Annotated in this window: 17 protein-coding genes, 16 tRNA genes and 2 rRNA genes; 2 read left to right on the forward strand and 33 right to left on the reverse strand. The window is 45.3% G+C overall.

Going from position 1 to position 23,953, the window contains the following annotated elements:
* Positions 1-88: 88 nt before the first annotated feature.
* Positions 89-1,228, reverse strand: coding sequence for a BMP family ABC transporter substrate-binding protein (locus tag NST74_RS25435; protein ID WP_341115102.1), 1,140 nt, complete (start codon positions 1,226-1,228; stop codon positions 89-91).
* Between the two features lie 328 nt (positions 1,229-1,556).
* On the opposite strand from NST74_RS25435, the gene NST74_RS25440 reads away from it, so the two are divergent.
* Positions 1,557-2,306: an AraC family transcriptional regulator gene (locus tag NST74_RS25440; RefSeq protein WP_339288111.1), complete on the forward strand. Its 750-nt coding sequence runs from the start codon at positions 1,557-1,559 to the stop codon at positions 2,304-2,306.
* Between the two features lie 149 nt (positions 2,307-2,455).
* Here the strand turns inward: NST74_RS25440 and NST74_RS25445 are convergent.
* From NST74_RS25445 to NST74_RS25535, 19 genes are all read right to left on the reverse strand, one after another.
* Positions 2,456-2,534: transfer RNA gene (locus NST74_RS25445), tRNA-Leu, on the reverse strand.
* 14 nt (positions 2,535-2,548) lie between these two features.
* Positions 2,549-2,622: transfer RNA gene (locus NST74_RS25450), tRNA-Cys, on the reverse strand.
* Positions 2,623-2,634: 12 nt separating this feature from the next.
* Positions 2,635-2,709, reverse strand: a tRNA-Gly gene (locus tag NST74_RS25455).
* Positions 2,710-2,715: 6 nt separating this feature from the next.
* Positions 2,716-2,790 (reverse strand) — tRNA-Gln (locus NST74_RS25460).
* Between the two features lie 19 nt (positions 2,791-2,809).
* A tRNA-His gene (locus NST74_RS25465) sits at positions 2,810-2,885 on the reverse strand.
* Between the two features lie 40 nt (positions 2,886-2,925).
* Positions 2,926-3,001 (reverse strand) — tRNA-His (locus NST74_RS25470).
* 36 nt (positions 3,002-3,037) lie between these two features.
* Positions 3,038-3,111: transfer RNA gene (locus tag NST74_RS25475), tRNA-Trp, on the reverse strand.
* A 7-nt stretch (positions 3,112-3,118) separates the two neighbouring features.
* Positions 3,119-3,204 (reverse strand) — tRNA-Tyr (locus NST74_RS25480).
* Positions 3,205-3,209: 5 nt separating this feature from the next.
* Positions 3,210-3,285: transfer RNA gene (locus tag NST74_RS25485), tRNA-Thr, on the reverse strand.
* Between the two features lie 20 nt (positions 3,286-3,305).
* Positions 3,306-3,381, reverse strand: a tRNA-Phe gene (locus NST74_RS25490).
* A 7-nt stretch (positions 3,382-3,388) separates the two neighbouring features.
* Positions 3,389-3,466, reverse strand: a tRNA-Asp gene (locus NST74_RS25495).
* 26 nt (positions 3,467-3,492) lie between these two features.
* Positions 3,493-3,569 (reverse strand) — tRNA-Met (locus NST74_RS25500).
* 17 nt (positions 3,570-3,586) lie between these two features.
* Positions 3,587-3,662 (reverse strand) — tRNA-Val (locus NST74_RS25505).
* Positions 3,663-3,717: 55 nt separating this feature from the next.
* Positions 3,718-3,792 (reverse strand) — tRNA-Glu (locus tag NST74_RS25510).
* Positions 3,793-3,809: 17 nt separating this feature from the next.
* A tRNA-Ser gene (locus NST74_RS25515) sits at positions 3,810-3,902 on the reverse strand.
* 3 nt (positions 3,903-3,905) lie between these two features.
* Positions 3,906-3,981: transfer RNA gene (locus NST74_RS25520), tRNA-Asn, on the reverse strand.
* 61 nt (positions 3,982-4,042) lie between these two features.
* A 23S ribosomal RNA gene (locus NST74_RS25525) occupies positions 4,043-6,971 on the reverse strand.
* Positions 6,972-7,231: 260 nt separating this feature from the next.
* Positions 7,232-8,789: ribosomal RNA gene (locus tag NST74_RS25530) — 16S ribosomal RNA — on the reverse strand.
* Together the 16S and 23S rRNA genes with 16 tRNA genes alongside form the textbook arrangement of a ribosomal RNA operon.
* A 473-nt stretch (positions 8,790-9,262) precedes the next feature.
* Positions 9,263-10,147, reverse strand: a complete 885-nt coding sequence (locus tag NST74_RS25535) for a nucleotidyltransferase-like protein (RefSeq protein ID WP_052414741.1) — start codon at positions 10,145-10,147, stop codon at positions 9,263-9,265.
* A 127-nt stretch (positions 10,148-10,274) separates the two neighbouring features.
* Between NST74_RS25535 and NST74_RS25540 the strand changes: the two genes are divergently transcribed.
* A complete protein-coding gene (locus NST74_RS25540; protein WP_341115104.1) occupies positions 10,275-10,640 on the forward strand; it encodes a DUF2614 family zinc ribbon-containing protein in 366 nt (121 codons plus the stop codon).
* 123 nt (positions 10,641-10,763) lie between these two features.
* On the opposite strand, the gene NST74_RS25545 is transcribed toward NST74_RS25540, so the two are convergent.
* The 13 genes from NST74_RS25545 to NST74_RS25605 form a co-directional block, all read right to left on the reverse strand.
* A complete protein-coding gene (locus NST74_RS25545; RefSeq protein WP_445668216.1) occupies positions 10,764-12,479 on the reverse strand; it encodes a glycosyl hydrolase family 18 protein in 1,716 nt (571 codons plus the stop codon).
* A 327-nt stretch (positions 12,480-12,806) separates the two neighbouring features.
* Positions 12,807-13,238, reverse strand: coding sequence for a Fur family transcriptional regulator (locus NST74_RS25550; protein ID WP_042131011.1), 432 nt, complete (start codon positions 13,236-13,238; stop codon positions 12,807-12,809).
* A 126-nt stretch (positions 13,239-13,364) separates the two neighbouring features.
* Positions 13,365-15,275, reverse strand: coding sequence for a DUF4097 family beta strand repeat-containing protein (locus NST74_RS25555; RefSeq protein WP_341115106.1), 1,911 nt, complete (start codon positions 15,273-15,275; stop codon positions 13,365-13,367).
* A 47-nt stretch (positions 15,276-15,322) separates the two neighbouring features.
* On the reverse strand, positions 15,323-15,793 hold the full coding sequence (locus NST74_RS25560) for a GNAT family N-acetyltransferase (RefSeq protein ID WP_341115107.1): 471 nt from the start codon (positions 15,791-15,793) through the stop codon (positions 15,323-15,325).
* 188 nt (positions 15,794-15,981) lie between these two features.
* On the reverse strand, positions 15,982-17,427 hold the full coding sequence (gene gatB, locus NST74_RS25565) for an Asp-tRNA(Asn)/Glu-tRNA(Gln) amidotransferase subunit GatB (RefSeq protein WP_042131013.1): 1,446 nt from the start codon (positions 17,425-17,427) through the stop codon (positions 15,982-15,984).
* Between the two features lie 11 nt (positions 17,428-17,438).
* The gene (gatA, locus tag NST74_RS25570) at positions 17,439-18,896 is read right to left on the reverse strand and encodes an Asp-tRNA(Asn)/Glu-tRNA(Gln) amidotransferase subunit GatA (RefSeq protein ID WP_341115108.1); all 1,458 of its coding nucleotides are present in this window, start codon (positions 18,894-18,896) and stop codon (positions 17,439-17,441) included.
* Between the two features lie 27 nt (positions 18,897-18,923).
* On the reverse strand, positions 18,924-19,211 hold the full coding sequence (gene gatC, locus NST74_RS25575) for an Asp-tRNA(Asn)/Glu-tRNA(Gln) amidotransferase subunit GatC (RefSeq protein WP_042131015.1): 288 nt from the start codon (positions 19,209-19,211) through the stop codon (positions 18,924-18,926).
* A gap of 156 nt (positions 19,212-19,367) precedes the next feature.
* Complete coding sequence (locus tag NST74_RS25580) at positions 19,368-20,525, reverse strand: DUF4179 domain-containing protein (protein ID WP_341115110.1); 1,158 nt, start codon at positions 20,523-20,525, stop codon at positions 19,368-19,370.
* Positions 20,526-20,549: 24 nt separating this feature from the next.
* On the reverse strand, positions 20,550-21,053 hold the full coding sequence (locus NST74_RS25585; RefSeq protein ID WP_445254075.1) for a sigma-70 family RNA polymerase sigma factor: 504 nt from the start codon (positions 21,051-21,053) through the stop codon (positions 20,550-20,552).
* 350 nt (positions 21,054-21,403) lie between these two features.
* Positions 21,404-21,787 (reverse strand): hypothetical protein, encoded by a 384-nt coding sequence (locus NST74_RS25590; protein WP_042131017.1) that lies wholly within the window; start codon positions 21,785-21,787, stop codon positions 21,404-21,406.
* 244 nt (positions 21,788-22,031) lie between these two features.
* Positions 22,032-22,802, reverse strand: a complete 771-nt coding sequence (locus NST74_RS25595) for an ABC transporter permease subunit (protein WP_042131018.1) — start codon at positions 22,800-22,802, stop codon at positions 22,032-22,034.
* Positions 22,799-23,713: an ABC transporter ATP-binding protein gene (locus NST74_RS25600; protein ID WP_341115113.1), complete on the reverse strand. Its 915-nt coding sequence runs from the start codon at positions 23,711-23,713 to the stop codon at positions 22,799-22,801. Before NST74_RS25600 ends, NST74_RS25595 begins: the two co-directional genes overlap by 4 nt.
* The gene (locus NST74_RS25605) at positions 23,713-23,904 is read right to left on the reverse strand and encodes a PLDc N-terminal domain-containing protein (protein ID WP_042131020.1); all 192 of its coding nucleotides are present in this window, start codon (positions 23,902-23,904) and stop codon (positions 23,713-23,715) included. Before NST74_RS25605 ends, NST74_RS25600 begins: the two co-directional genes overlap by 1 nt.
* Positions 23,905-23,953 lie beyond the last annotated feature (49 nt).

Below are 23,953 nucleotides of genomic sequence, written 5' to 3' on the forward strand. Positions count from 1 at the left end.
TTCCACTTGGAGGTCTGCAAAAATATACAGCTGGAATTCTTCTAATAGAAGAATCTCCAACTGTAGGTTTATCACTTTATAGCTATACTTAAGGCTTAACTGCGTTACGAATGGCTTCTACTTCTGAGGTTTCCATTCCCATCGCGTTATCTACTGTAATTTCTTTATTGATCAGCTTTTGCTTCACTTCTTCAACTTTAGCCTGAAGATCGGCTGGGAAGACATTTTTATATATCTCATTCTCTGCAATGCCTACACCATCATCTACGAAGCTCAATACATCACGTTTACCCATTTCAAGCGTGCCCTCTTGTAATTTCTTCACGGCACCTAGAATAGCACTATCAATCTTTTTAATAGAAGAAGTAACGATCAAGTTTGCTTTTTCGCTATCTGTTTCATTAAGTAACATCGCCTGATCAGAGTCTACGCCAATAGCGTATTTCTTCTTCTCTTTAGCTGCATCAAAGATCCCAAGACCTGTACCCCCAGCTACGTTAAAAATAACATCCACACCGGAGTTATATTGAATCAGTGAAAGCTCCTTACCTTTAGCCGGGTTAACAAAATCACCAGCATACGATACAGCTACCTTCACATCAGGATCAACATATTGAGCGCCCTCAATGTAGCCAACCAAGAAAGCGTTAATCCCTGGAATATCCATACCGCCTACAAATCCGATCACATTCTCAGGATTAGCATTAGGCATATCTGATTGTGTAGCTAGCGCCGCTACAGCACCTGCCAGAAAAGAGACTTCATTAGTCGCATAAGACATGTTGTACATGTTCTCTGGTGCTTCATCTATATCGGTATCATAGTTAATGAATTTTTTGTCTGGATATAATTCAGCCGTTGCATTAAACATCTCTGTAATTTCCGATCCGCCAGAAATAATAACATCCCAATCCTCAGCGGCGATATCGTTAAACGTAGGCTCCCATTTCGTTTTATCGACACCCATTTCTACAACCTTTGTTTCTGCACCCAGTTCATCCTTAACCTTTTGCAAACCGCTATTCGCAGAGTCAAAGAAAGATTTATCTCCAAGCGTTCCTGGAATCAGAAGTACAACTTTGAGTTTATCTCCTGAACTTGTTTCTCCACCTTCAGCCGCATTAGAACCTGCATTCGCAGAAGATCCATTACTCGACGTATTATTTCCACAGGCTGTGACCATTACCATTACTACTAGCAGCAACAAAGAAAGAACTTTCTTTTTCATTTTTCTATTCCACCCCTATATATAGTTGGTTAGTAATTTGAGAGGTTCTCCATCTTAGTCTGTTGTATATTTCACGATTTAGATGGAAACTCTCATTTTTCATGTAACATTGTCAAAATTTTAATGATTTTAACGAATACACTCAAAAATAGAGAGAAAATTATAATTTTTACGAATTATCCGACTAATTTCCGAACGAGATGGCCAGTCAGGTTGCTAATTTTCGGATTTGTTGATACGATCATAACAAATATTAATGAAAATAATTATATGATTTCGGTCATATTTTTGTACGATTCGGCTAAAACATAATTATTGGAGGATCATCATGGATCGTGTTCTATATATTGTAAATGCAGCGCATGAGGTCAATACCTATATTCCACCACACCAGCATGAATGCTATGAACTAGTCTATTATTTAAACGGTTTAGGAACTACGAATGTGGGTTCGCGAAGTTATCATTTTCGTTCTTCTTCATTCGCACTAATACCACCCAATCATAAACATGACGAGAATCATCGCGAAGATGCTACTATACTATTTGTAGGCTTCCATTCAAATCACCCAAATATGGAGAATTTGCAAGGCGTATATGAAGATGATAAAGACCATACTGTTCTACAGATCTTACTTAGAATGAAAGCAGAGTTTACGCGCAAACAAGATGGATTCTCTGAACTATTGAACCTTCAAATGAGCGAAATCACTGTTCATCTGATACGGCTTCTTAGCGCCTCTGGGTTTCAATCGCCAACGGAAGACAGAGTCCAATATGTTCTAAACTATATGAATGAGCATTACCGCCATAAGCTATCGGTCGCAACACTCTCTGAGATGTCTGGATACAGCTATGATCGTTTCCGCCATTTATTTAAAGAGCGATTCGGTTCTTCACCTCTTCGCTATCTACTATTGAAACGTCTGGATTATGCAAAGTCTCTCTTGCAACATACCCAAATGCATATCTCAGAAGTATCCGCTGCTGCTGGGTTTGTCAATGATGCTCAATTCTGCAATATGTTTAAACGTGAAGTTGGTCTCACGCCGCGGACATTCCGACTAAGCAGTCAATAAAATTACAATTCAATTCACTCCGCTTCACATAAAAAAGCCGTTGAATTAGAAGTGTCTCTAATACAACGGCTTAAGAATAAAAGTTCATAGACAAAGAAAAAAGGTTTGTAAAGTTGCTTATACAAGCGACTTTACAAACCTTTTTGATATACCGGCGAGAGGACTCGAACCTCCACGGTTTCCCTCTCGATTTTGAGTCGAGCGCGTCTGCCATTCCGCCACGCCGGCACATATGAAATTAATGGAGGCGCCACCCAGATTTGAACTGGGGATAAAGCTTTTGCAGAGCTTTGCCTTACCACTTGGCTATGGCGCCATATGAAAACATTGGAGCGGACGACGGGAATCGAACCCGCGACCCTCGCCTTGGCAAGGCGATGCTCTACCGCTGAGCCACGTCCGCATAAAATGGCTGGGGATATAGGATTTGAACCTATGCATGACGGAGTCAAAGTCCGTTGCCTTACCGCTTGGCTAATCCCCAATAACATTTTAAAGTAAAATGGGGCGACTGATGGGTCTCGAACCCACGAATGCCGGAACCACAATCCGGTGCGTTAACCCCTTCGCCACAGTCGCCATATTAAACTCAATTTGTTGCTGTTCTTCTTAAAGTAAATGGGGCGACCGATGGGACTTGAACCCACGAATGCCGGATCCACAAACCGGTGCGTTAACCCCTTCGCCACGACCGCCATATTAAACTTTAGAGAAAGACTCTGGATAAAGATTGGCAGGGGCAGCAGGAATTGAACCCACACCAACGGTTTTGGAGACCGTTGTTCTACCTTTAAACTATGCCCCTAAAAAAATGGTGGGGGATGATGGATTCGAACCACCGAACACGTACGTGAGCAGATTTACAGTCTGATGCGTTTGGCCACTTCGCTAATCCCCCAAAGATGGTGCCGGCGAGAGGACTTGAACCCCCAACCTACTGATTACAAGTCAGTTGCTCTACCAATTGAGCTACACCGGCATATTAAGTTGTATACTATATGGTGGCTCGAGACGGATTCGAACCGCCGACACGAGGATTTTCAGTCCTCTGCTCTACCGACTGAGCTATCGAGCCAAGAAAATGGCGGAACCGACGAGATTCGAACTCGCGATCTCCTGCGTGACAGGCAGGCATGTTAGGCCAACTACACCACGGTTCCAAAAGATATAATTACTTGATGAAAATTGGTTGCGGGGGCAGGATTTGAACCTGCGGCCTTCGGGTTATGAGCCCGACGAGCTACCGGGCTGCTCCACCCCGCGTCGTTCTTAAATAAATATGGTGGAGGCTGAGGGGATCGAACCCCCGACCCTCTGCTTGTAAGGCAGACGCTCTCCCAGCTGAGCTAAGCCTCCGTAAACAACAATTGTTATTGTACCAAAGTCCACTATGTAAAATCAAGTGAAAATTTGGTGACCCGTATGGGATTCGAACCCATGTTACCTCCGTGAAAGGGAGGTGTCTTAACCCCTTGACCAACGGGCCATACTAAGTAAAATTTGTGGCGGAGAGAGAGGGATTCGAACCCTCGAGACGCTTGTGGCGCCTACACGATTTCCAATCGTGCTCCTTCGGCCAAACTCGGACACCTCTCCATATGGCTCCCCGAACAGGACTCGAACCTGTGACAACTCGATTAACAGTCGAGTGCTCTACCAACTGAGCTATCAGGGAATATTCATACCAGGCTTAATCGCCTGAAAACTGAATCCGAATTGAATTTGCGTTCTAAGTATAGGATAAGCCCTCGACCGATTAGTATTGGTCAGCTCCATGCATTACTGCACTTCCACCTCCAACCTATCTACCTCGTCGTCTTCAAGGGGTCTTACTAATTGGGAAATCTCATCTTGAGGGGGGCTTCACGCTTAGATGCTTTCAGCGCTTATCCCGTCCGTACGTAGCTACCCAGCCATGCTCCTGGCGGAACAACTGGTGCACCAGCGGTACGTCCATCCCGGTCCTCTCGTACTAAGGACAGCTCCTCTCAAATTTCCTGCGCCCACGACAGATAGGGACCGAACTGTCTCACGACGTTCTGAACCCAGCTCGCGTACCGCTTTAATGGGCGAACAGCCCAACCCTTGGGACCTACTTCAGCCCCAGGATGCGATGAGCCGACATCGAGGTGCCAAACCTCCCCGTCGATGTGGACTCTTGGGGGAGATAAGCCTGTTATCCCCAGGGTAGCTTTTATCCGTTGAGCGATGGCCCTTCCATGCGGTACCACCGGATCACTAAGTCCGACTTTCGTCCCTGCTCGACTTGTAGGTCTCGCAGTCAAGCTCCCTTATGCCTTTGCACTCTTCGAATGATTTCCAACCATTCTGAGGGAACCTTGGAACGCCTCCGTTACTCTTTAGGAGGCGACCGCCCCAGTCAAACTGCCCGCCTGACACGGTCCCCGTACCCGATTAGGGCACTAGGTTAGAACCTAGATACGATCAGGGTGGTATCCCAACGGCGCCTCCACCGAAGCTTGCGCTCCGATTTCTACGGCTCCCACCTATCCTGTACAGATCGTACCCAAATTCAATATCAAGCTGCAGTAAAGCTCCATGGGGTCTTTCCGTCTTGTCGCGGGTAACCTGCATCTTCACAGGTATTAAAATTTCACCGGATCTCTCGTTGAGACAGCGCCCAAGTCGTTACGCCATTCGTGCGGGTCAGAATTTACCTGACAAGGAATTTCGCTACCTTAGGACCGTTATAGTTACGGCCGCCGTTTACTGGGGCTTCGGTTCATAGCTTCGGGTTACCCCTAACCACTCCCCTTAACCTTCCAGCACCGGGCAGGCGTCAGCCCGTATACTTCGCCTTGCGGCTTCGCACAGACCTGTGTTTTTGCTAAACAGTCGCTTGGGCCTTTTCACTGCGGCCCCCTCGTGCTATTCACACTACCGGGGCACCCCTTCTCCCGAAGTTACGGGGTCATTTTGCCGAGTTCCTTAACGAGAGTTCTTCCGCGCGCCTTAGAATTCTCTTCTCGCCTACCTGTGTCGGTTTGCGGTACGGGCACCTTCTCCTGGCTAGAGGCTTTTCTTGGCAGTGTGAGATCATGACCTTCGCTACTATAATTTTCGCTCCCCATCACAGCCCAGCCTTAACGATGTGCGGATTTGCCTACACATCAGCCTCACTGCTTAGACGGACATATCCATCAGTCCGCGTCACTACCCTCCTGCGTCACCCCATCGCTCATAGCGGATTACGGTGGTACAGTAATTTCAAACTGTTGTCCTTCGACTACGCCTTTCGGCCTCGCCTTAGGTCCCGACTTACCCTGAGCGGACGAGCCTTCCTCAGGAAACCTTGGGCTTTCGGCGGATCAGATTCTCACTGATCTTTTCGTTACTCATACCGGCATTCTCACTTGTATGCTGTCCAGCGCTCCTTACGGTACACCTTCAACCCACATACAACGCTCCCCTACCCCAGATACATACGTATCTAGCCATAGCTTCGGTGGTGTGTTTAGCCCCGTTACATTTTCGGCGCAGAGTCACTCGACCAGTGAGCTATTACGCACTCTTTCAATGGTGGCTGCTTCTAAGCCAACATCCTGGTTGTCTGTGCAACTCCACATCCTTTCCCACTTAACACACACTTGGGGACCTTAGCTGATGGTCTGGGCTGTTTCCCTTTTGACAATGGATCTTAGCACTCACTGTCTGACTCCCGGCAATAAGTATATGGCATTCGGAGTTTGACTGAGCTTGGTAATCCTTGCGGACCCCGCACCCAATCAGTGCTCTACCTCCACTACTCTTATACCGAGGCTAGCCCTAAAGCTATTTCGGGGAGAACCAGCTATCTCCGAGTTCGATTGGAATTTCTCCGCTACCCCCACCTCATCCCCGCACTTTTCAACGTGCGTGGGTTCGGGCCTCCAGTGCGTGTTACCGCACCTTCACCCTGGACAGGGGTAGATCACACGGTTTCGGGTCTACGTCCACATACTCAATCGCCCTATTCAGACTCGCTTTCGCTGCGGCTCCGTCTTCTCGACTTAACCTTGCATGTTAAACGTAACTCGCCGGTTCATTCTACAAAAGGCACGCCATCACCCATAAATAGGGCTCTGACTTTTTGTAAGCACACGGTTTCAGGTTCTATTTCACTCCCCTTCCGGGGTGCTTTTCACCTTTCCCTCACGGTACTGTTTCACTATCGGTCGCCAGGTAGTATTTAGCCTTAGCAGATGGTCCTGCTGGATTCATACGGGGTTTCACGTGCCCCGCACTACTCGGGATCCGTCTCGGAGAGAACACAGTTTAGGTTACAGGGCTTTTACCTCTATCGCGGGCCTTTCCAGACCTCTTCGCCTACCATATTCCTTTGTAACTCCATGTGAGACGTCCCACAACCCCTAAGAGCAAGCTCTTAGGTTTAGGCTGTTCCGCGTTCGCTCGCCGCTACTGACGGAATCACTATTGTTTTCTCTTCCTCAGGGTACTTAGATGTTTCAGTTCCCCTGGTCTGCCTCTACATACCCTATGTATTCAGGTATGAGTAACTGCGAATTACCACAGCTGGGTTTCCCCATTCGGACACCCCCGGATCAAAGCTTGCTTACAGCTCCCCGAGGCAGTTTCGTTGTTCGCCACGTCCTTCGTCGGCTCCTGGCGCCTAGGCATCCTCCGTGTGCTCTTATTAGCTTAACCTTGATTTTTCCGCAGGAAAATATCATACGATATCTCTCTTGGAATCATCTCACTAATAACATTTACTTGTTTGCACAAGTTGCTAAAAGATGTTCTAAAACGCAAATTCGTTTCGGTATCCAGTTTTCAAGGATCAAGTCTTACTTGAGAGCTTAAACTCTCAAAACTGAGCAACGAGTGAGTAACAGGCCTAAACCTGAGATTGTGGAAGTTAAACTTCCGATTTGAATGTCTTCACTTCCGAAGACGATTCTCCATAGAAAGGAGGTGATCCAGCCGCACCTTCCGATACGGCTACCTTGTTACGACTTCACCCCAATCATCTACCCCACCTTCGGCGGCTGGCTCCCTTGCGGGTTACCCCACCGACTTCGGGTGTTGTAAACTCTCGTGGTGTGACGGGCGGTGTGTACAAGACCCGGGAACGTATTCACCGCGGCATGCTGATCCGCGATTACTAGCAATTCCGACTTCATGCAGGCGAGTTGCAGCCTGCAATCCGAACTGAGACCGGCTTTGATGGGATTGGCTCCACCTCGCGGCTTCGCTTCCCGTTGTACCGGCCATTGTAGTACGTGTGTAGCCCAGGTCATAAGGGGCATGATGATTTGACGTCATCCCCACCTTCCTCCGGTTTGTCACCGGCAGTCACTCTAGAGTGCCCAACATTACTTGCTGGCAACTAAAGTTAAGGGTTGCGCTCGTTGCGGGACTTAACCCAACATCTCACGACACGAGCTGACGACAACCATGCACCACCTGTCTCCTCTGTCCCGAAGGCCGCTGCTATCTCTAGCAGATTCAGAGGGATGTCAAGACCTGGTAAGGTTCTTCGCGTTGCTTCGAATTAAACCACATACTCCACTGCTTGTGCGGGTCCCCGTCAATTCCTTTGAGTTTCAGTCTTGCGACCGTACTCCCCAGGCGGAGTGCTTACTGTGTTAACTTCGGCACCAAGGGTATCGAAACCCCTAACACCTAGCACTCATCGTTTACGGCGTGGACTACCAGGGTATCTAATCCTGTTTGCTCCCCACGCTTTCGCGCCTCAGCGTCAGTTACAGCCCAGAAAGTCGCCTTCGCCACTGGTGTTCCTCCACATATCTACGCATTTCACCGCTACACGTGGAATTCCACTTTCCTCTTCTGTACTCAAGTCACCCAGTTTCCAGTGCGACCTTAGGTTGAGCCCAAGGTTTAAACACCAGACTTAAATGACCGCCTGCGCGCGCTTTACGCCCAATAATTCCGGACAACGCTTGCCCCCTACGTATTACCGCGGCTGCTGGCACGTAGTTAGCCGGGGCTTTCTTCTCAGGTACCGTCACTCCGGTAGCAGTTACTCTACCGGACGTTCTTCCCTGGCAACAGAGCTTTACGATCCGAAAACCTTCATCACTCACGCGGCGTTGCTCCGTCAGACTTTCGTCCATTGCGGAAGATTCCCTACTGCTGCCTCCCGTAGGAGTCTGGGCCGTGTCTCAGTCCCAGTGTGGCCGTTCACCCTCTCAGGTCGGCTACGCATCGTCGCCTTGGTGGGCCGTTACCCCACCAACTAGCTAATGCGCCGCAGGCCCATCCCTCAGTGACAGATTGCTCCGTCTTTCATTCTTCCTTCAGGAGAAAAAAGAAATTATCCGGTATTAGCTACCGTTTCCGGTAGTTATCCCAGTCTAAGGGGCAGGTTGCCTACGTGTTACTCACCCGTCCGCCGCTAAGTTATTTTGAAAGCAAGCTTTCAAAATAACTCCGCTCGACTTGCATGTATTAGGCACGCCGCCAGCGTTCGTCCTGAGCCAGGATCAAACTCTCCAATTAGTATTGAAAAGAGCGATATGCTCATTTTGAAACATCTGACGAGAAAATTAATTCTCACGATGAAATCCCAAAAGCGTAAAATACGCTGTGAAACTCATCAGTTTTGGATTTCACTTTCGTGATTTCCTACTCACTCGTTGTTCAGTTTTCAAAGATCAAGTTCTTCATTTCGTCGTTGTTGTTGTTCAGCAGCGACCTTTATAATATATCACAGCGTCCTCGTTTTAGTCAACCTTTTTTTTAATTTCTTTTTTTCGGTTGTCTTTCGAATGTTTTCGAAAGCACATCTCTGTGTCAGAGGGACGAGTTATAATTTAACACATGAACAAGGAATGAGTCAACCATAAATTTATTAGAATAAATATGAGCCCATCCTAATAGTGAGCAAACAAAAAAGAGAGTGCTTAGCCTCTCCCTATCCCTACTTACTTTTTATCTATAGATTACCGTGAAACCCTGCATCTAGTTCTTCTCTATAAGGTATATCGGATCGCATGACCCTCTCCCCCGTATCCAGCAGTCCATAAAGTAATCTCACGGATTAACGAACGAGAAACAAGCTTTCGTAATACCAATGGCAACTCAGCCTCTAATTGACATAGTCCAGAATGCTGAAGCAATTCTTTTATGCTCCACGCTTCCTTGCGGCTATTCAAAATATTAAAGAGCAACGCACAACAATCCGTCATTTTGGACATAATTCCAAATTCACATGCTAGAAGAACAAGCTCAACTCTTTGCTCTAAGGTCTCCGTGCTTATAGTTAGTTCCTCATATAATTTATGGACCGAAGTATTCAAGCTTTTAACTTGCTCCCAAACAGCCGGCTCTGGAAATAAACCAGCTTCACTCACTTCTATTCTTGCCCAATGATATAAAGCCATCAATACACAGTTATACGCATCCATAATGCAGCCGGCTTCTATATACCTTTTAGATTTCACATACAAATGCAAGAATCGCGCAAACTCCATGAACTCGACTCGTTCCTTTAGAGGGCCTTCGAATTGCAAAATTTCCCGACGCATATCCCCTAATATTCCTTTGGGATCCCAGATCACTTCCCCAATCATCAAACTAGTAAGGAGCTCGTTATTATCGCCCGCCATGACAGCCCGCTCCAAAGCGGAAAGGCCAATATGGACTGACTGTGTCCGTTTGTCACCGGCAATGGTGTGGCGAACAATATGTTCTAAATCCTGTTCCTCGTGCAAAACTAACACAACCATATCAAAATCGTGAAGTAGCGCGCTTTGAAAGGGAGTACTTCCTTCCTGCCGCAAAGCGACAGCTCCCAAAACATTCTCTTCAAACGTTTCTCCACTCAACAAAGTTACATTGGACAATGACAATTCCATGCTTCCCTCCATTAAATTTGGCGAATTTGCGTCCAGTCAGTTATAATTCAGTTATAATTATTATTCTACATATGAAAGACAGTTCCTTCTGGACAACCCAACTATATTTAGTTAGGAGCAAACACTCATGAAGTTTAAAACGGCTAAGATCAACGCTTTTCGCACATGGGGATTACTGCTCACAATGCTCGGAATGGGACTTATGGTTTTGGGTACAGCAGGCATCGTATTCTGGGGATCAACCGGAAAAGTATTCGCTGGAATCGGACTTGTAATCGGTTTAATTTCCATGATGGCAAGTCTTGCGATCTATTTCTGGGCTGGCATGCTGTCAACGAGCGCAGTTCAGCTAGAGTGCCCAGAATGTCACAAGCTAACCAAGATGCTCGGCAAAACAGACCGTTGTATGTTCTGCCACACCATCCTTACTATGGATCCGGCAGAGGCCAATATTACAGCAGAACAGCTTGAGCAGCAGCAGCTTAACCACTAAACACATCTTACAAAAGTTCACTACTAGCGAAGTATATGTACTCTATTAATGTTCACCAAACATTACCTAGAACAAAAAAGGGCCCCATTTGGGGCCCTTTTCGTTATTATCTAAGATAAAGAATTATTTATGGATTCCTTGTAATGCTTCCCATGCGGATGGGTTACTAAAGCTGCGATTCCATGACCCAATGCCTCCAAGTCCCATGGACTTAGCAAGCTCAACTCTTGATTTTAAGCTCACCTCATCTTCTATCCATATTTTCTTAAGAGCGCCATCTTCCTTGTACTCTACGTAATTCTGCCCAGCATCCTTATCAAATGTCGGGGTTAGCTTCTTCTCTTTAATAATTTTTTCAACGGCATTCATACTAACCGATTTAGAGCTTACCTTTGTCTTGCCATCTACTTGAGCCTCAGTCCAGATGCGGGTGTACAATGGGATCCCCAGAATCACCTTCTCAGGCGGCACATTGTCCTCCTCTATGATCCGGCTTATTGAATTCTCTACCCAAGGTAAGGAGGCAACAGAGCCCGCGATAGGGCTAGCCGCCCAATGTTCATCATATGCCATCACTATCAGATAATCGACTAGTGTCCCAAGAGCCTTGCGATCAAGGAACGCAGACCACATCTCACTATTAGATTTAGGTGTCACGTCTATGGAGACGATTAGGTTCTTAGCCTGAGCCATTGGCTTTAACTCTCTCATAAATTGAGTGACATTCTCTCCGTCTTTCGTATACACGTTCTCAAAATCGATATTAATGCCATCCAAATTGTATAAATCCGAATATTCTAAGATCTGAACGATTGCATTCATCCGTTTCTCATAGGTAGACAATGCCTCAGTAGTCATGTCTGGATCGAAGCTATTGCTGAGCAGCCCCCATACCTCTAGCCCGCGCTCATGCGCCCACTGCACGTATGCACTGTCGGCCTGACTGCGCACATTGCCATCACCATCGATAATACTGAACCAGGTTGGGCTAGCCACATTGACGCCTGGTAGCTCACCGAAGGTTTGTGGGTTAGGTTTGCGTTGGTAAACAGCCTCCCAATACAAATTCACTGATTTCCCTTTCCAGTTACGTTCAGCGCGTGTTGGCGCGGATTTTTTTGGTTCCACTGTCTTTTGACCATCCGGAATAATGTCACTTGCCTTGGCATAACCTGCATACCCGCTGCTTAATTGTACAAACAGCCAGTTCTTATTTCCCTCATTCCAAATATTCACGACTGCCCCAGGAGACATATCCGCAACGATAGGTGCGTGAATAGATGCCTCATTTCGAAGAGCTACTGACTTGCCTCCTTGTTCACCTTTAACTTTCCCAAGCGAGACAGTCTCTCCTGCCGTCATAAGTAGTATTGCGCCAGTAGTTGTATCCTCCTGAATTTCAAACCCATACAGATCTTCTAATACATCCGCGGGAAGGTAGGTTACTTTCTCCTTCACTTCAGGCGCTAACCGCAGCTGCAATGGACGATTGTTCAGACTGGCATCAGTTTTATTCTCCTGCATGTATAACAGCTCGCTATCCGTTGATAAAATGACCGATTTCGTCTTCTCTTCATAACGAATGGACGGATCCACATACTCTTGCAACAACGGTAATGGGAACAACATGCTATCCCCAGTCCCGCTGGCAGAATAACCTGTGTGCTCTCCTTTTACAAATATGGGATGCTCTTGAGCTTTCCAGTCCACATCTATGTGCTGACGATTTGGCAATACATAAAATACTATCCAGTAAGCTGCAGCTGCAATAATTAAAAGTCCAAACAAGCGTCTAAAAAAACCTCCGCGCTTTTTAACGCGTCTATGTCCCTGTCTTATGTCCAAAATATATCCTCCAGATAATGAAATGATTTTTAATAGAGTCTAACATTACGATTATAACATCCACTTGGTTTCGTATAACCAGTATAAAAAAGTTATTATTCCTATAAAATGTTATATCCAAGAAGAAATGACGTTGTCGTCCTTTATAGATGACAACCGTTTCTCGTAGAGAAATAAAGGATAATGCATAGCGTGAAACTTATATGTTCTTATATGTTCTTATATTTTCAAAAAATAAAAAACGTGAGTCCTCCGCTTTCGGATTTCTCACGTTTATTGTGGTAACTTGGCAATATTGCCTTGACACATTCTATTCTAGTCCTAATGCTGCTTCTCTCTACAACATTCGCAAATTCCATGCAGCTCCATACGCAATCCTGTAATCTTAAAGCCTGTAGCTTGCTCAGCATGCAGCTCTACATCCCTAAGTGAAGGATAACTGAAATCCTCAATCTTACCGCATTGCTGACATATAACATGATAATGATCAGACACATTAGCATCAAAACGACTGGAGCTATCCCCATAAGTCAACTCACGAACCATGCCTGCTTCCATAAACATCTTGAGATTATTATATACGGTTGCTACGCTCATGCTCGGAAATTTAGGCTCTAATGCCCGATATATATCGTCAGCTGTAGGATGATTCATTGCTTCCATCAAATACGTAAGAATCGCATGACGCTGGGGCGTTATACGGACACCTGTTGTTTTTAATTGTTCCAATGCATGTTGTACGCCACTCCCCATGACTGTCACCGCCTTTTAAATTTAAAAATAAAAGAAATATTTCTTATAATTGTAAGACTGGGTTTTCAATCTTGTCAACGGAGTCGATACATTATATTCATTATTATATAAGAAAAATTACTTTTTTCAATAACCTCTAACATTTAAGTTGCTGTTTCCCTCAACCTGAACTTTGAATTCACCTGTGCCCACTTCACCAGATATCTTCTTCTTATCAATGGTTAAGCTAGGTAAATCCGAAGTGATATCACCATATCCACTAGAGCCATTCAACTTATAGTTCCCTAAAAGCGGTAAATACAAATGGATATCGCCAACTGCGCTATAAATATCCCAGTCTCCTCCGACTTCCTGTGAACGAACATCTATGATTCCATTCAGGGATTCTGCATGCAGCTTCGATCTGGCTCCATCAATCTCTAAATTACCATTTTTGCTGGAAATATCAATCTCGGCTTCATTCCCGATTGCACCGATATTGCCAACTGCCGTTGATAATTTCAAAGCCCCTGTAACGTTCCAAGCATTCATGTTGCCACCGCTCGTCGATAAATCAACACTGCCCTGGACAGATCTGGCCCGCACAGCTCCATTCAGTGTTTTCCCCTTCACATTGCCAAAGACACGATGAAGAATAAGTTCTCCATTTCCTGTTTCAAGTGAAATATCTTCAATCGCTTCTATGTTCTGTAGGGTGATCCCGCCATTCATTGTACGAACATCAAGGTTAAACCGACGATCTTCCGGCAAGGTAATGTCTAGATCCATTCGCGGCTGACGTTTGCCGGATTCTCCATACGCCTTACTATTCGAAGTGATTTTTATGGTTGGTCCTTCAACAACATCCACAAAGGATTGTTCCGAAATGGCTTCAGCCATCGGCCCCTCCAATTGATCTACCCAGATTGTAGTAGTAATTTGAATGTTATCTACCGGAGCACGATGCAATAAAACATCACCATTAATACCATCTATGGATATTTTGGCCGTATTTAATTCGACGGGAACTATAATCGGAGCCTTCTGAAATTTGCTGCCCTTAGCCTCGCCATAGTCCACTGCTGCTGCAGTAAAGTTAAGACTGACATTTTTCCAGAGATATAAATAATGCTCTTGTTCTGCAACGATAAACACACTAACAGCAAGCACTATAGCAGATAAAAGACCGCGTAAGTCCAATCTGATTCTTGTTCCCTTTTGTACTGAGCCTGAACGACCGGAGAAGAAATACATGATCAAGAACTCAATCCCCCATAATACTGGGATGACTGGCCACCACTTCAAGAGCAGAAGCATATAATCGGTTCCGTCTCTCCAATCCAGAAACAACGGGATGGCAATAGCAATCAGCAAGACCGATGCCGTATACCTTCCTACACGCCGGTTATGAGGCTCATTTTTTTTGCGCCAAACGATTCCTCTAACAATCTCTCTCGTTCCTATATATAGACCACCACATAATAAAACGGCAGCTACGGTCACTTCGGAATAATGCTCAATAAAGAACTGCAGCCAAGCTGGCTTTTGGCGAAACAGAATAAGTAATGCTCCCCCTAAGAGAAGCAGAAATCCAAAGGATATGCCAGGTTCAGTGACGATACTGCGACGCTTTGGAGATGTAGTTACTGTTGCCGCCGGATCTTCAAGCTCTTGATCTTCAGGGTAACGAATAATCTTGTCCGCTGATTGAAGCACATCATAGACATTGTAGAAATATATCGCCGGAATAATTAGTGCAAGTAAAATAAGTAACGGTACATTAATCTGCATTCCAATGGATGAAAAATACAGTAACGCCGAAATATCCAATAGAATCAAGAAGATAAAGGTTATTCCTTTGCGGAGAAGCCCAAAGTACAAATGTCCTGTTCCTGGGATGAGAGCTGCCAATAGTCCAGCGATAAATTTGCGTTTGCGGGGACGCCGTTTCGGACGCGGAGGAATGATCTTCTTCTGTATCTCATTCTCCGTATTCTCTAGGTCGACAGAACCCTCCTGCTCTTCCTGCGCCGCGAACGTTGCAGAGTCATTCGTCATATTCTGGACTCCTCCTTTCGTAAATACTTGTCTGTGCATACGTTTCTTCAAAGTAAACCACTCCGGTAAAAGTCAATCAATTCCACGCCGGGGGCAACCTCCTGCGACCCAGTAGGCACAAATCCATGCTTTCTGTACAAAGAAACGGCAGGCAAGTTTAGTTTTCCCGTAGATACGATGAATTGCTCCATCCCTGAAAAATGTTCGAATACATATTCCAAGAGTCTGCTAGCAATACCTCTACGAAAAAAGTCCGGACCTACCATCATTCGTGTAATCGTGAGTTTGCCTGGGGATTCCTCCTCTATAGCAATCGCACCCATCAGCTCTTCCTCTTCATCGAAGCAGCCATAAAAGTCCTCTTTAGAGTGGCTGAGCATCTCTCTCGTCTCCATAAGTGGGGGGATCTCACGAAACCCTATTAACTCCGCTTCCAGTCGGTAGGCCTTGTGCTGGAGGCTCCATAGTTCATTAACGGTATTATCATCCTGCAGATTAAGCTTAATAATTGTATTCATCCCTACCAGTCCCCTTATATGCCGCGAAAGGCCTGCCGTTGCCGACAAGCCCTTTGCTTATTACATAAGTATATTACCCCGAATATAAACGCCCTCGGCGTCCTTTTATGGACGGCAAGCGTTTCTCGTAAAATATAAGGATAAAGTATAGTCTTAAACTTATACTTTCTTATATTTCTGATAAAGGCTTAGTTGCCCAATACCTCGATCAGAAGTTTATTCGCTAGACCTGGATTAGCCTTGCCTTTACTTTCCTTCATTACTTGTCCTACAAGGAAGCCAATGGCTTTCTGTTTTCCTGCTTTATAGTCCTCAACAGATTGCGGGTTAGCAGCTACGACAGCTTCCACAATTCCTTTAATGGCACCTTCATCACTGATTTGTACCAGACCCTTTTCCTCAACGATTGCCGCAGGCAACTTACCGCTCTCTAGCATTTCTTTAAATACCGTTTTAGCGATCTTACTGCTGATGGTTCCGCCTGCAATAAGACCGATCATTTCCCCGAGCCCTTGCGGCGTAATCTTGACCTGAGACAATTCCAGGTTATTACTATTCAAATAAGCCAGCAGATCACCCATGATCCAGTTTGCAACAGCCTTGGCATCCTGCGTATAAGCAAGGCAACCTTCGAAAAAGTCCGCTAACGGTTTAGAGGACGTAATCACACCAGCATCATAAGCTGTAAGGCCCAGTTCTTCACTATAGCGAGCTTGTCTTGCGTCCGGCAGTTCCGGGATCGTCGAGCGAATGGATTCTTTCCAGGCATCGTCAATATGCAGTACGATCAAATCCGGATCTGGGAAATAACGATAATCGTGTGCTTCTTCTTTACCACGCATAGATAAAGTTTTTCCTTGCGCTTCATCCCAGCGACGAGTCTCTTGCACAACTACTCCACCATCATCCAGGATCTCAGCCTGACGATATTGTTCATACTCCAGTCCACGCAGCACACCACGGAAGGAGTTCATGTTCTTAAGCTCTGCTCTAATGCCGAATTCCTCTTGTCCTTCTGGGCGTAGACTGATGTTCGCGTCGCAGCGCATCGAGCCTTCTTCCATCTTTACATCAGACACATCACAATACTGCATGATCGCACGGATTTTCTCCAGATAAGCACGGGCTTCTTCTGGGGAGCGTAAGTCTGGCTCGGATACGATTTCGATAAGCGGTGTTCCCACCCGGTTAAAATCGACAAGAGACGCAAACCCACCATCTACGTGTGTCAGCTTACCTGCATCCTCTTCCAAATGAAGTCGAGTAATACCAATCCGTTTTGTTTCTCCATTCACTTCAATGTCGATCCAGCCGTTCAAACCGATAGGCTGATCGAACTGCGAAATCTGATAGGCTTTCGGAGAATCCGGGTAAAAATAGTTCTTACGGTCGAATTTACTAACATCACCGATGGTACAATTCAGCGCCATCGCTGCTTTCATAGCGTAATTTACCGCTTGTTTGTTGAGTACTGGCAATACGCCGGGGTGACCCAGGCAGACGGGACAGGTATGCGTGTTAGGCGGGGCTCCAAATTCAGTGGAGCATCCGCAAAAGATTTTGGAGTTGGTATGAAGCTCTACGTGAACCTCTAAGCCGATGACCGTTTCGTATTTAGACATAAGTAATTCCATTCCCTCCTTTACTACAACTGTGGACGCTGCTTGTGATGATCTGTATTTTGTTCAAAAGCATGAGCAACACGCAGAATCGTGCTCTCGTCAAATTCTTTACCAATAATTTGTAGACCAACCGGCATACCTTCTGCAAAGCCGCATGGAACGCTAACGGCAGGAATGCCTGCCAAGCTCACAGGAATCGTGAGAATATCGTTCAGATACATGGTCAGCGGATCTTCAGTCTGTGAACCTAATTTGAATGCTGTCGTAGGCGCTGTTGGGCCGATAACCACATCATATTTTTTAAAGATGTCATCAAAATCCTGTTTAATCAGAGTACGCACTTTTTGTGCTTTTAAGTAATAAGCATCATAATACCCGGAGCTCAGCGCATAAGTCCCTAGCATAATACGGCGTTTCACCTCAGGACCAAAGCCGCGACTGCGGGAGTTTTGGTACAGATCGAGCAATCCTCCACCTTCATCTACACGTACGCCATAACGCACACCGTCAAACCGTGCAAGGTTAGATGAAGCTTCCGAGGAAGATAGCAAATAATAAGCCGCTACTGCGTATTCCGTATGTGGTAATGAAACTTCCTCCCAGACAGCACCCATTCCTTCCAGCACCTTAAGCGCGGACAAGACCGTCTCACGAACAGAAGCATCGACACCAGCTCCCAAGTATTCCTTAGGTACAGCAATACGAAGACCGGAAACATCACCAGTCAGTGAACTCAAATAATCAGGAATTTCTACCTTAGCTGAAGTAGAGTCCTGTGCATCATAACCAGCAATAGCTTGAAGCACATATGCAGAATCTTCTACATTACGTGTAAGCGGGCCAATCTGATCAAGAGAGGAGGCAAAAGCCACCAGTCCGTAACGCGATACAAGACCGTATGTAGGTTTGAGACCTACGACACCGCAATAAGAAGCAGGCTGACGGATGGAACCCCCAGTATCCGAACCTAGTGAGAAGAACACTTCACCTGCAGCTACAGCTGCAGCAGATCCACCACTAGAACCTCCAGGAACACGTTCAAGATCCCAAGGGTTACGCACAGGTCCAAAGCTGGAGTTCTCGTTAGATCCGCCCATCGCGAATTCATCCATATTCAATTTACCGATCGTTACAGCATCTGCCTGTTGCAGTTTAGATGCTACAGTTGCGTTATAAATCGGCTGAAAATTATTCAAAAATTTGCTGGCACAAGTCGTGCGCAATCCTTTAGTTACAATATTGTCCTTGATTCCGGCAGGAAGACCAAACAGCAGCCCACGTGCTGCTCCAGATGCCAGTTTGTCGTCCAAAGCGCGTGCAGTGCTACGAGCGCCCTCCTCGTTCAAGGTCAAAAATGCATTTACTTTCTTATCCCGTTCAGAGATAATTGCTAGCGATTCTTCAGTCAGTTCACTGACTGATACTTCTTTAGCAGTCAACATACGATGTACTTCTGGCAATCGATTTTGAAACAGGCTCAAGATTCTTCCCCCTTTCTAATTATGTAGTTATTCCAAAACAGCTGGAACCTTGAAATGTCCGTCTTCATCATCCGGCGCGTTAAGAAGTGCTTCCTCTTGCGTTAAGCTTTCCTTCACAACATCATCCCGCATCACATTACTGACCTGCAGTACATGCGTGGTCGGCTTCACATTCTCCGTATCTAGCTCATTCAACTTCTCAGCATATTGTAAAATAGCATTCATTTGTTCTGTAAAGGTTGCCTCTTCTTCCGGGCTCAATTGCAGACGAGCCAGCTTGGCCACATGCTGCACATCTTTAACGGTAATGCTCATAAGTTAAATCCCTCCTGTTTAAAGGGCTAAAGCGCCCGGATAACGTTTTTAATTATATTGTAGAAACTTGGACAATTCAATGATGGGCTGTAAAACAAACGCTCCTTTATCCAAGTGAAGGGGATTCCAACACTTTTTAAAGGAGCGTTTCATTCATTAACGTATAGGGATTGTCATTTCAAGCTGTAGAATATATTCGATTGCCGGGTAACCGTGACTGTCCAGTAAATTCCGTTTTTCGCTTCCCTCCCCAATATATTTGTAGAGATAAGGTTTGACAGTTAGTGCTTTCACATCCCTTGGCAACGGCACAATATTAACATCCTCTTTAAGACTATAATGGATTGCATCATCTACCTTCTTCGAATCTGACCAACCATTGCTACCATTCACATATTTCAACAAGTTGCCTTTATCATCGTAGAATTCATAATGGATTGCCAGGTTGTTTGTATCTGTTAGGTAAGTATCAGGAATATCACCCACGGCTTGAGTACTCATTTGTATTTGTGTGGTTGCCGGAGTCTGAGTAATCTTTTCCACAATGGTCGTTACATGATTATAGGCTCGACTGATTCCGGGCTGCTGAACATTATTATGACTTTTATCCTTCTTTACAGGGATTTCAATTTGAAAATCATCCTCCATTCCGGACAGCCGGCCTTTCACTGTCATTTGGAACTGATCCGGTAAAGTAGTTCCCCCCTCATCATAGGATTTCTCTGAGAATTGCAAAATTAACGATTGCTCATCAGTCCCCGGAGAAATAATAATCCCAATATTGTGTTTAAAAGAGTTCTCTACTTCTTCTCCAGCGTTTAGAGGTTGTCCATCAATGAATACCCGAAGATCCTGAACAGATTCACTGAATGCTCCCTCTTCACCTTCACGTGTCAGCGCTACAGAAAGCCGTGTACCATCATATATAACTTCACTAGCACGGATAGTAACACCTTGAACTTCGTCGCTATTATTAATTGAGGTCGTAAAGCCTTGGCGACTCGCTGCTTGAAGCCCCATATCACCAGCAAACTCAAAAATACTATTTACTAACGGGATACGTTCGAGCGACCTAGCGAGAGCAGGAGAAGCAAAGCCGCTTCCAAGCACGATAACTCCTAAAACCAGAGCTACCCCAAATCCAATCGCTGTCCGCTTCAAAATATTAAATCTGTACATAGGCTTCGTTATTTCATCCAACATCGCATACGTTTCCTCTTGGCGTTGGCGAATCACAGCGGGTAGCTCATTTGCCGGGAGAAGATTCATATTTTTCAAAAGCAACTCAAGCTGTTCCGATGTTCTCTTCTTCATGTGTTTCTTCCCTTCTAAATATCATTAGAATCCATTCAATAAGCTTTTTCTTGCCCTATAGAGACGCGATTTAACAGCCGTTTCGGAAATATTCAGAAGATCTGCAATCTGCCGAATAGGCATATCCTGAAAATAATGCAGCGAAATCACGGTCTGCAGCGGAGTATCTAGCCGCTCCACTGCTTCTCGCAACTCGATTTTTTCGTATTCTGCATCGGAGGAATGGCATTCCAGAGCCGTAATGGTATCTCCAACTTCCACGATATTGGTCTGTTTGCGCTGAAGCTTGTGACATTCATTTATAAGAATTCGAATCATCCATGTCTTGAAAAATTCCGGCTGTCGTAAGCCTTGGATAGACCGATAAGCCTTTAATGTGGCTTCCTGCATGGCATCTGCGCAATCCTGATCCCTGCCCAAAATAGATCGGGCCATGCCATACATTTCAGGTTCAATCTGCCGGCACAGCTGAATAAAAGCTTCCTTATCGCCTTTTCTCGCTTTTTGAACAGCGGTTATCATCTTCACTAGAGGTTCTCCTTTATATAGGTTAAAGCGCCTATACCGCAGATCTGCATTCTCGTATTCGGCTCTCAATAATTTAGATACATAAAATTGGCAGTTGGTTGTACCCCGAAAAAATAAAAATGAGCGTTCGAAAATTATAAAGAAGGAATTAATAAAAGTTTTTGAAAGTGATGTGTCCTTTCAGGGGGGTTATGATGAGGGGGAATTCTCTTTATGACATAAGTAAAAACGCCTTCGGGGTCCATATAAGGACGGTAAGCGTTTAAGGGAGAAATATAGGACATAAGGTATGGTGTGAAACTTACACTTTCTTATATCAAAACAAAAAAGCCGGCTTGCGCCGGCCTTCCTTAAATCCAAGCTCTAAGATTCACTTGTTTAATGAAATCTGCTTGGGACATGCTTTCAGTTGACGTTGTTTCCGTCTCTTCTGTATCCATATCTTCACCGTTCATCAAATGATGGAACAGCTTCTCATTGTACGTGGACAAAGCATAATCAATTAACGCTTCATGCGTTGCTCTTTCAGCCTCAGCTACTAATAAATGTTCTTCCGCCTCAATGTCTTCAGCCGGAACATAAAAGTTCCTGTTGGCTTCCGGTACACGTATAACATAGTCAAACGCATTATCGGGATTGCGGTCGTAAGCAATTAGGTAGCCGTATTCCCCGATAGGAAGACTCTGCTCAAAAGCGTCCGCAACAATGACAATCTTTTCTCCTAAACGCAGCATCGCCCTACCTCCTGACCCCAAAATCTATCATGATTTTGCTTGTTTCAACAGTCTACTAAAAAAAGATAGAACTGTCTAGCAGCAGTCCGGGTGATCCTGAAAATTCTACCAAGCAATAACGCCTTCGGCGTCCCCTAAGGACGATATGCGTTTATGCGAGAAATAGAAGGAAAATGTATAGTGTGAAACTTATACTTTCTTATATTTTTAAATATACTATATTCGATACCCCACAGCTTAATAATCAGTCGGGAAAGTTGTTCTTCCTTGTCAAAAATGAGGCCACAGCAAGGCAAATCATGATCAATATACTCGCAGACAGATATGGACCTGCTCTAAAACCTTCTCCATCTGTTAGAATTCCTGCTGACAGTCCGGAAAGCCCGGCGGGTGTCCAGTCAAACCATGTAGGCAATAAACTTAAACCTAGTGAAAATCCAGCCATTAACGCCAATGCTAGAAATGCGGCTACTGGAGGTCTTAAAAAGGCACTAAACAACAAAGTAGTCGAGACAACACATAATAGCCACAAACCATACACTCCAGAAGCTACGATAACATTGCCCCATGATAGTGAGCCAATTAGCTGTTCCGTGTAATATCCAGCACCCGCTGCACCCAGTCCAAGAGCAACAACAAGCAAGGTCAATTGGGCTGCCCATTTAGCGAACACAATTGCTGCCGGAGAAACGGGTCTTACTAGAATTAACTCCATAGTTCCGCTATAACGCTCACCCGCTAAAGTGTTCATAGAGCCAAGCGCCAACACGAGCATCCCAATCGTTCCATACTGTCCTAGAGCTTGCGCCATCACAATTGCGGCACTCGGTATTTCATAACCTTCCAACAGACCCGGGGGCACATCACCTGAGGCTTTTAATATTTCTGGCAAATAATAAGTACTTAAGGGCTGCATAATACCTAAGATGATGAACACGACAGGTATCCAGATTAGCTTATAATTACGAGCCATCTCGAGCATTTCTTTTCGATAAAGGATCCATGTGCTGCTCATACGCCCACCACCTTCATAAATAAATCCTCTAATGTGGAAGAACCTGCTTCAAATTGCAGCAATGGAACTTCGAGCTGCGCCGCTTCGTGCAAAATCGTCCGGCGGGCCATTTCTACATCGTTCACATTAAAGACGGCATGATCTCCGAACAACTGAGACTCCAGTACAAATGGCTTGGAGGCAAGAGATTCCAGCCACTGAATGGCTTCTTTGTGCTTCTCGGTACGTAAACGAATAACAGGAAGACTGTATTGTGAACGAAGCTGCGATAAAGCCCCCTGCTCAGCGATGAGTCCATGATTCATTAAAATAATATCATCACAAATCTCTTCTGCATCATGCAGCACATGTGTGGAGAAGACTACCGTTGTCTCTTCACGTATTTCTCGTAGCAATTCCATTACTTCCCTGCGGCCAATCGGATCAAGTGCAGATACAGGCTCATCAAGTAAAAGAAGTCGAGGGCGATGCACCAGCGCCTGTGCGAGACCCAGCCGCTGCTTCATCCCACCGGAATAGCCACCAATCTTGCGACGAGCATCGTCTTTGAGGCCTACACGCTTAAGCGATTCTAATGCGCTGGTTGTCGCTTCTTTAGTGCCCATCCCACTAAGCTTTGCAGCAAATACTACATATTCCTGTCCAGTCATCCACCCGTAAAAGGCCGGTGACTGCGGAACATACCCTAATCCCTTGCGATATTCTGCTCCAGGACGGCTCCCCTCAAAAGAAATTATTCCAGAGGTAGGTTCTAAAAGTCCAGCCAGCATACGTAGTGTGGTCGTCTTTCCAGCACCATTAGGCCCCAGCAAAGCTACACACCGTCCTTTTTCAATCTCAAAACTTATATCCTTTACGGAAATAAACGCCCCATAGCTTTTACGTAAATTTGTAACTTGAAGGAGTGACATTAGACATCTTTCCTTCCTATCGTAAAGTAAGCTATGCTGCCTAGCATATTTCCAAAAATAATAATGATGATCCACATCCATTTTGGGCCACGCACGCTATCGGCTTTGGCTAATGAAATCAAACCGATAATTGCCAGTAAAGCCTGTAAAATGATCAACGGCATAATTAAACCCCAATTTACATCTTCCATGAAGTACCACTCCTTTAGTGTTATGAAAGGAACGAGCTCACATCCTAGA

It is taken from the genome of Paenibacillus sp. FSL F4-0125 (assembly GCF_038008565.1).
Taxonomy (GTDB): domain Bacteria; phylum Bacillota; class Bacilli; order Paenibacillales; family Paenibacillaceae; genus Paenibacillus_AQ.

What these genes read in the sequence shown, in the direction of transcription:
- NST74_RS25590 (WP_042131017.1), bottom strand. Translation starts at nt 21,787, where the DNA reads ATGCTGCGTTTAGGAGAAAAGATTGTCATTGTTGCGGACGCTTTTGAG.
- NST74_RS25550 (WP_042131011.1), bottom strand. Translation starts at nt 13,238, where the DNA reads ATGGGGAGTGGCGTACAACATGCATTGGAACAATTAAAAACAACAGGT.
- gatB (WP_042131013.1), bottom strand. Translation starts at nt 17,427, where the DNA reads ATGGAATTACTTATGTCTAAATACGAAACGGTCATCGGCTTAGAGGTT.
- NST74_RS25600 (WP_341115113.1), bottom strand. Translation starts at nt 23,713, where the DNA reads ATGTCACTCCTTCAAGTTACAAATTTACGTAAAAGCTATGGGGCGTTT.
- NST74_RS25535 (WP_052414741.1), bottom strand. Translation starts at nt 10,147, where the DNA reads ATGGAATTGTCATTGTCCAATGTAACTTTGTTGAGTGGAGAAACGTTT.
- NST74_RS25605 (WP_042131020.1), bottom strand. Translation starts at nt 23,904, where the DNA reads ATGGAAGATGTAAATTGGGGTTTAATTATGCCGTTGATCATTTTACAG.
- NST74_RS25595 (WP_042131018.1), bottom strand. Translation starts at nt 22,802, where the DNA reads ATGAGCAGCACATGGATCCTTTATCGAAAAGAAATGCTCGAGATGGCT.
- NST74_RS25440 (WP_339288111.1), top strand. Translation starts at nt 1,557, where the DNA reads ATGGATCGTGTTCTATATATTGTAAATGCAGCGCATGAGGTCAATACC.
- NST74_RS25580 (WP_341115110.1), bottom strand. Translation starts at nt 20,525, where the DNA reads ATGAAGAAGAGAACATCGGAACAGCTTGAGTTGCTTTTGAAAAATATG.
- NST74_RS25435 (WP_341115102.1), bottom strand. Translation starts at nt 1,228, where the DNA reads ATGAAAAAGAAAGTTCTTTCTTTGTTGCTGCTAGTAGTAATGGTAATG.
- NST74_RS25540 (WP_341115104.1), top strand. Translation starts at nt 10,275, where the DNA reads ATGAAGTTTAAAACGGCTAAGATCAACGCTTTTCGCACATGGGGATTA.
- gatC (WP_042131015.1), bottom strand. Translation starts at nt 19,211, where the DNA reads ATGAGCATTACCGTTAAAGATGTGCAGCATGTGGCCAAGCTGGCTCGT.
- NST74_RS25555 (WP_341115106.1), bottom strand. Translation starts at nt 15,275, where the DNA reads ATGACGAATGACTCTGCAACGTTCGCGGCGCAGGAAGAGCAGGAGGGT.
- NST74_RS25560 (WP_341115107.1), bottom strand. Translation starts at nt 15,793, where the DNA reads ATGAATACAATTATTAAGCTTAATCTGCAGGATGATAATACCGTTAAT.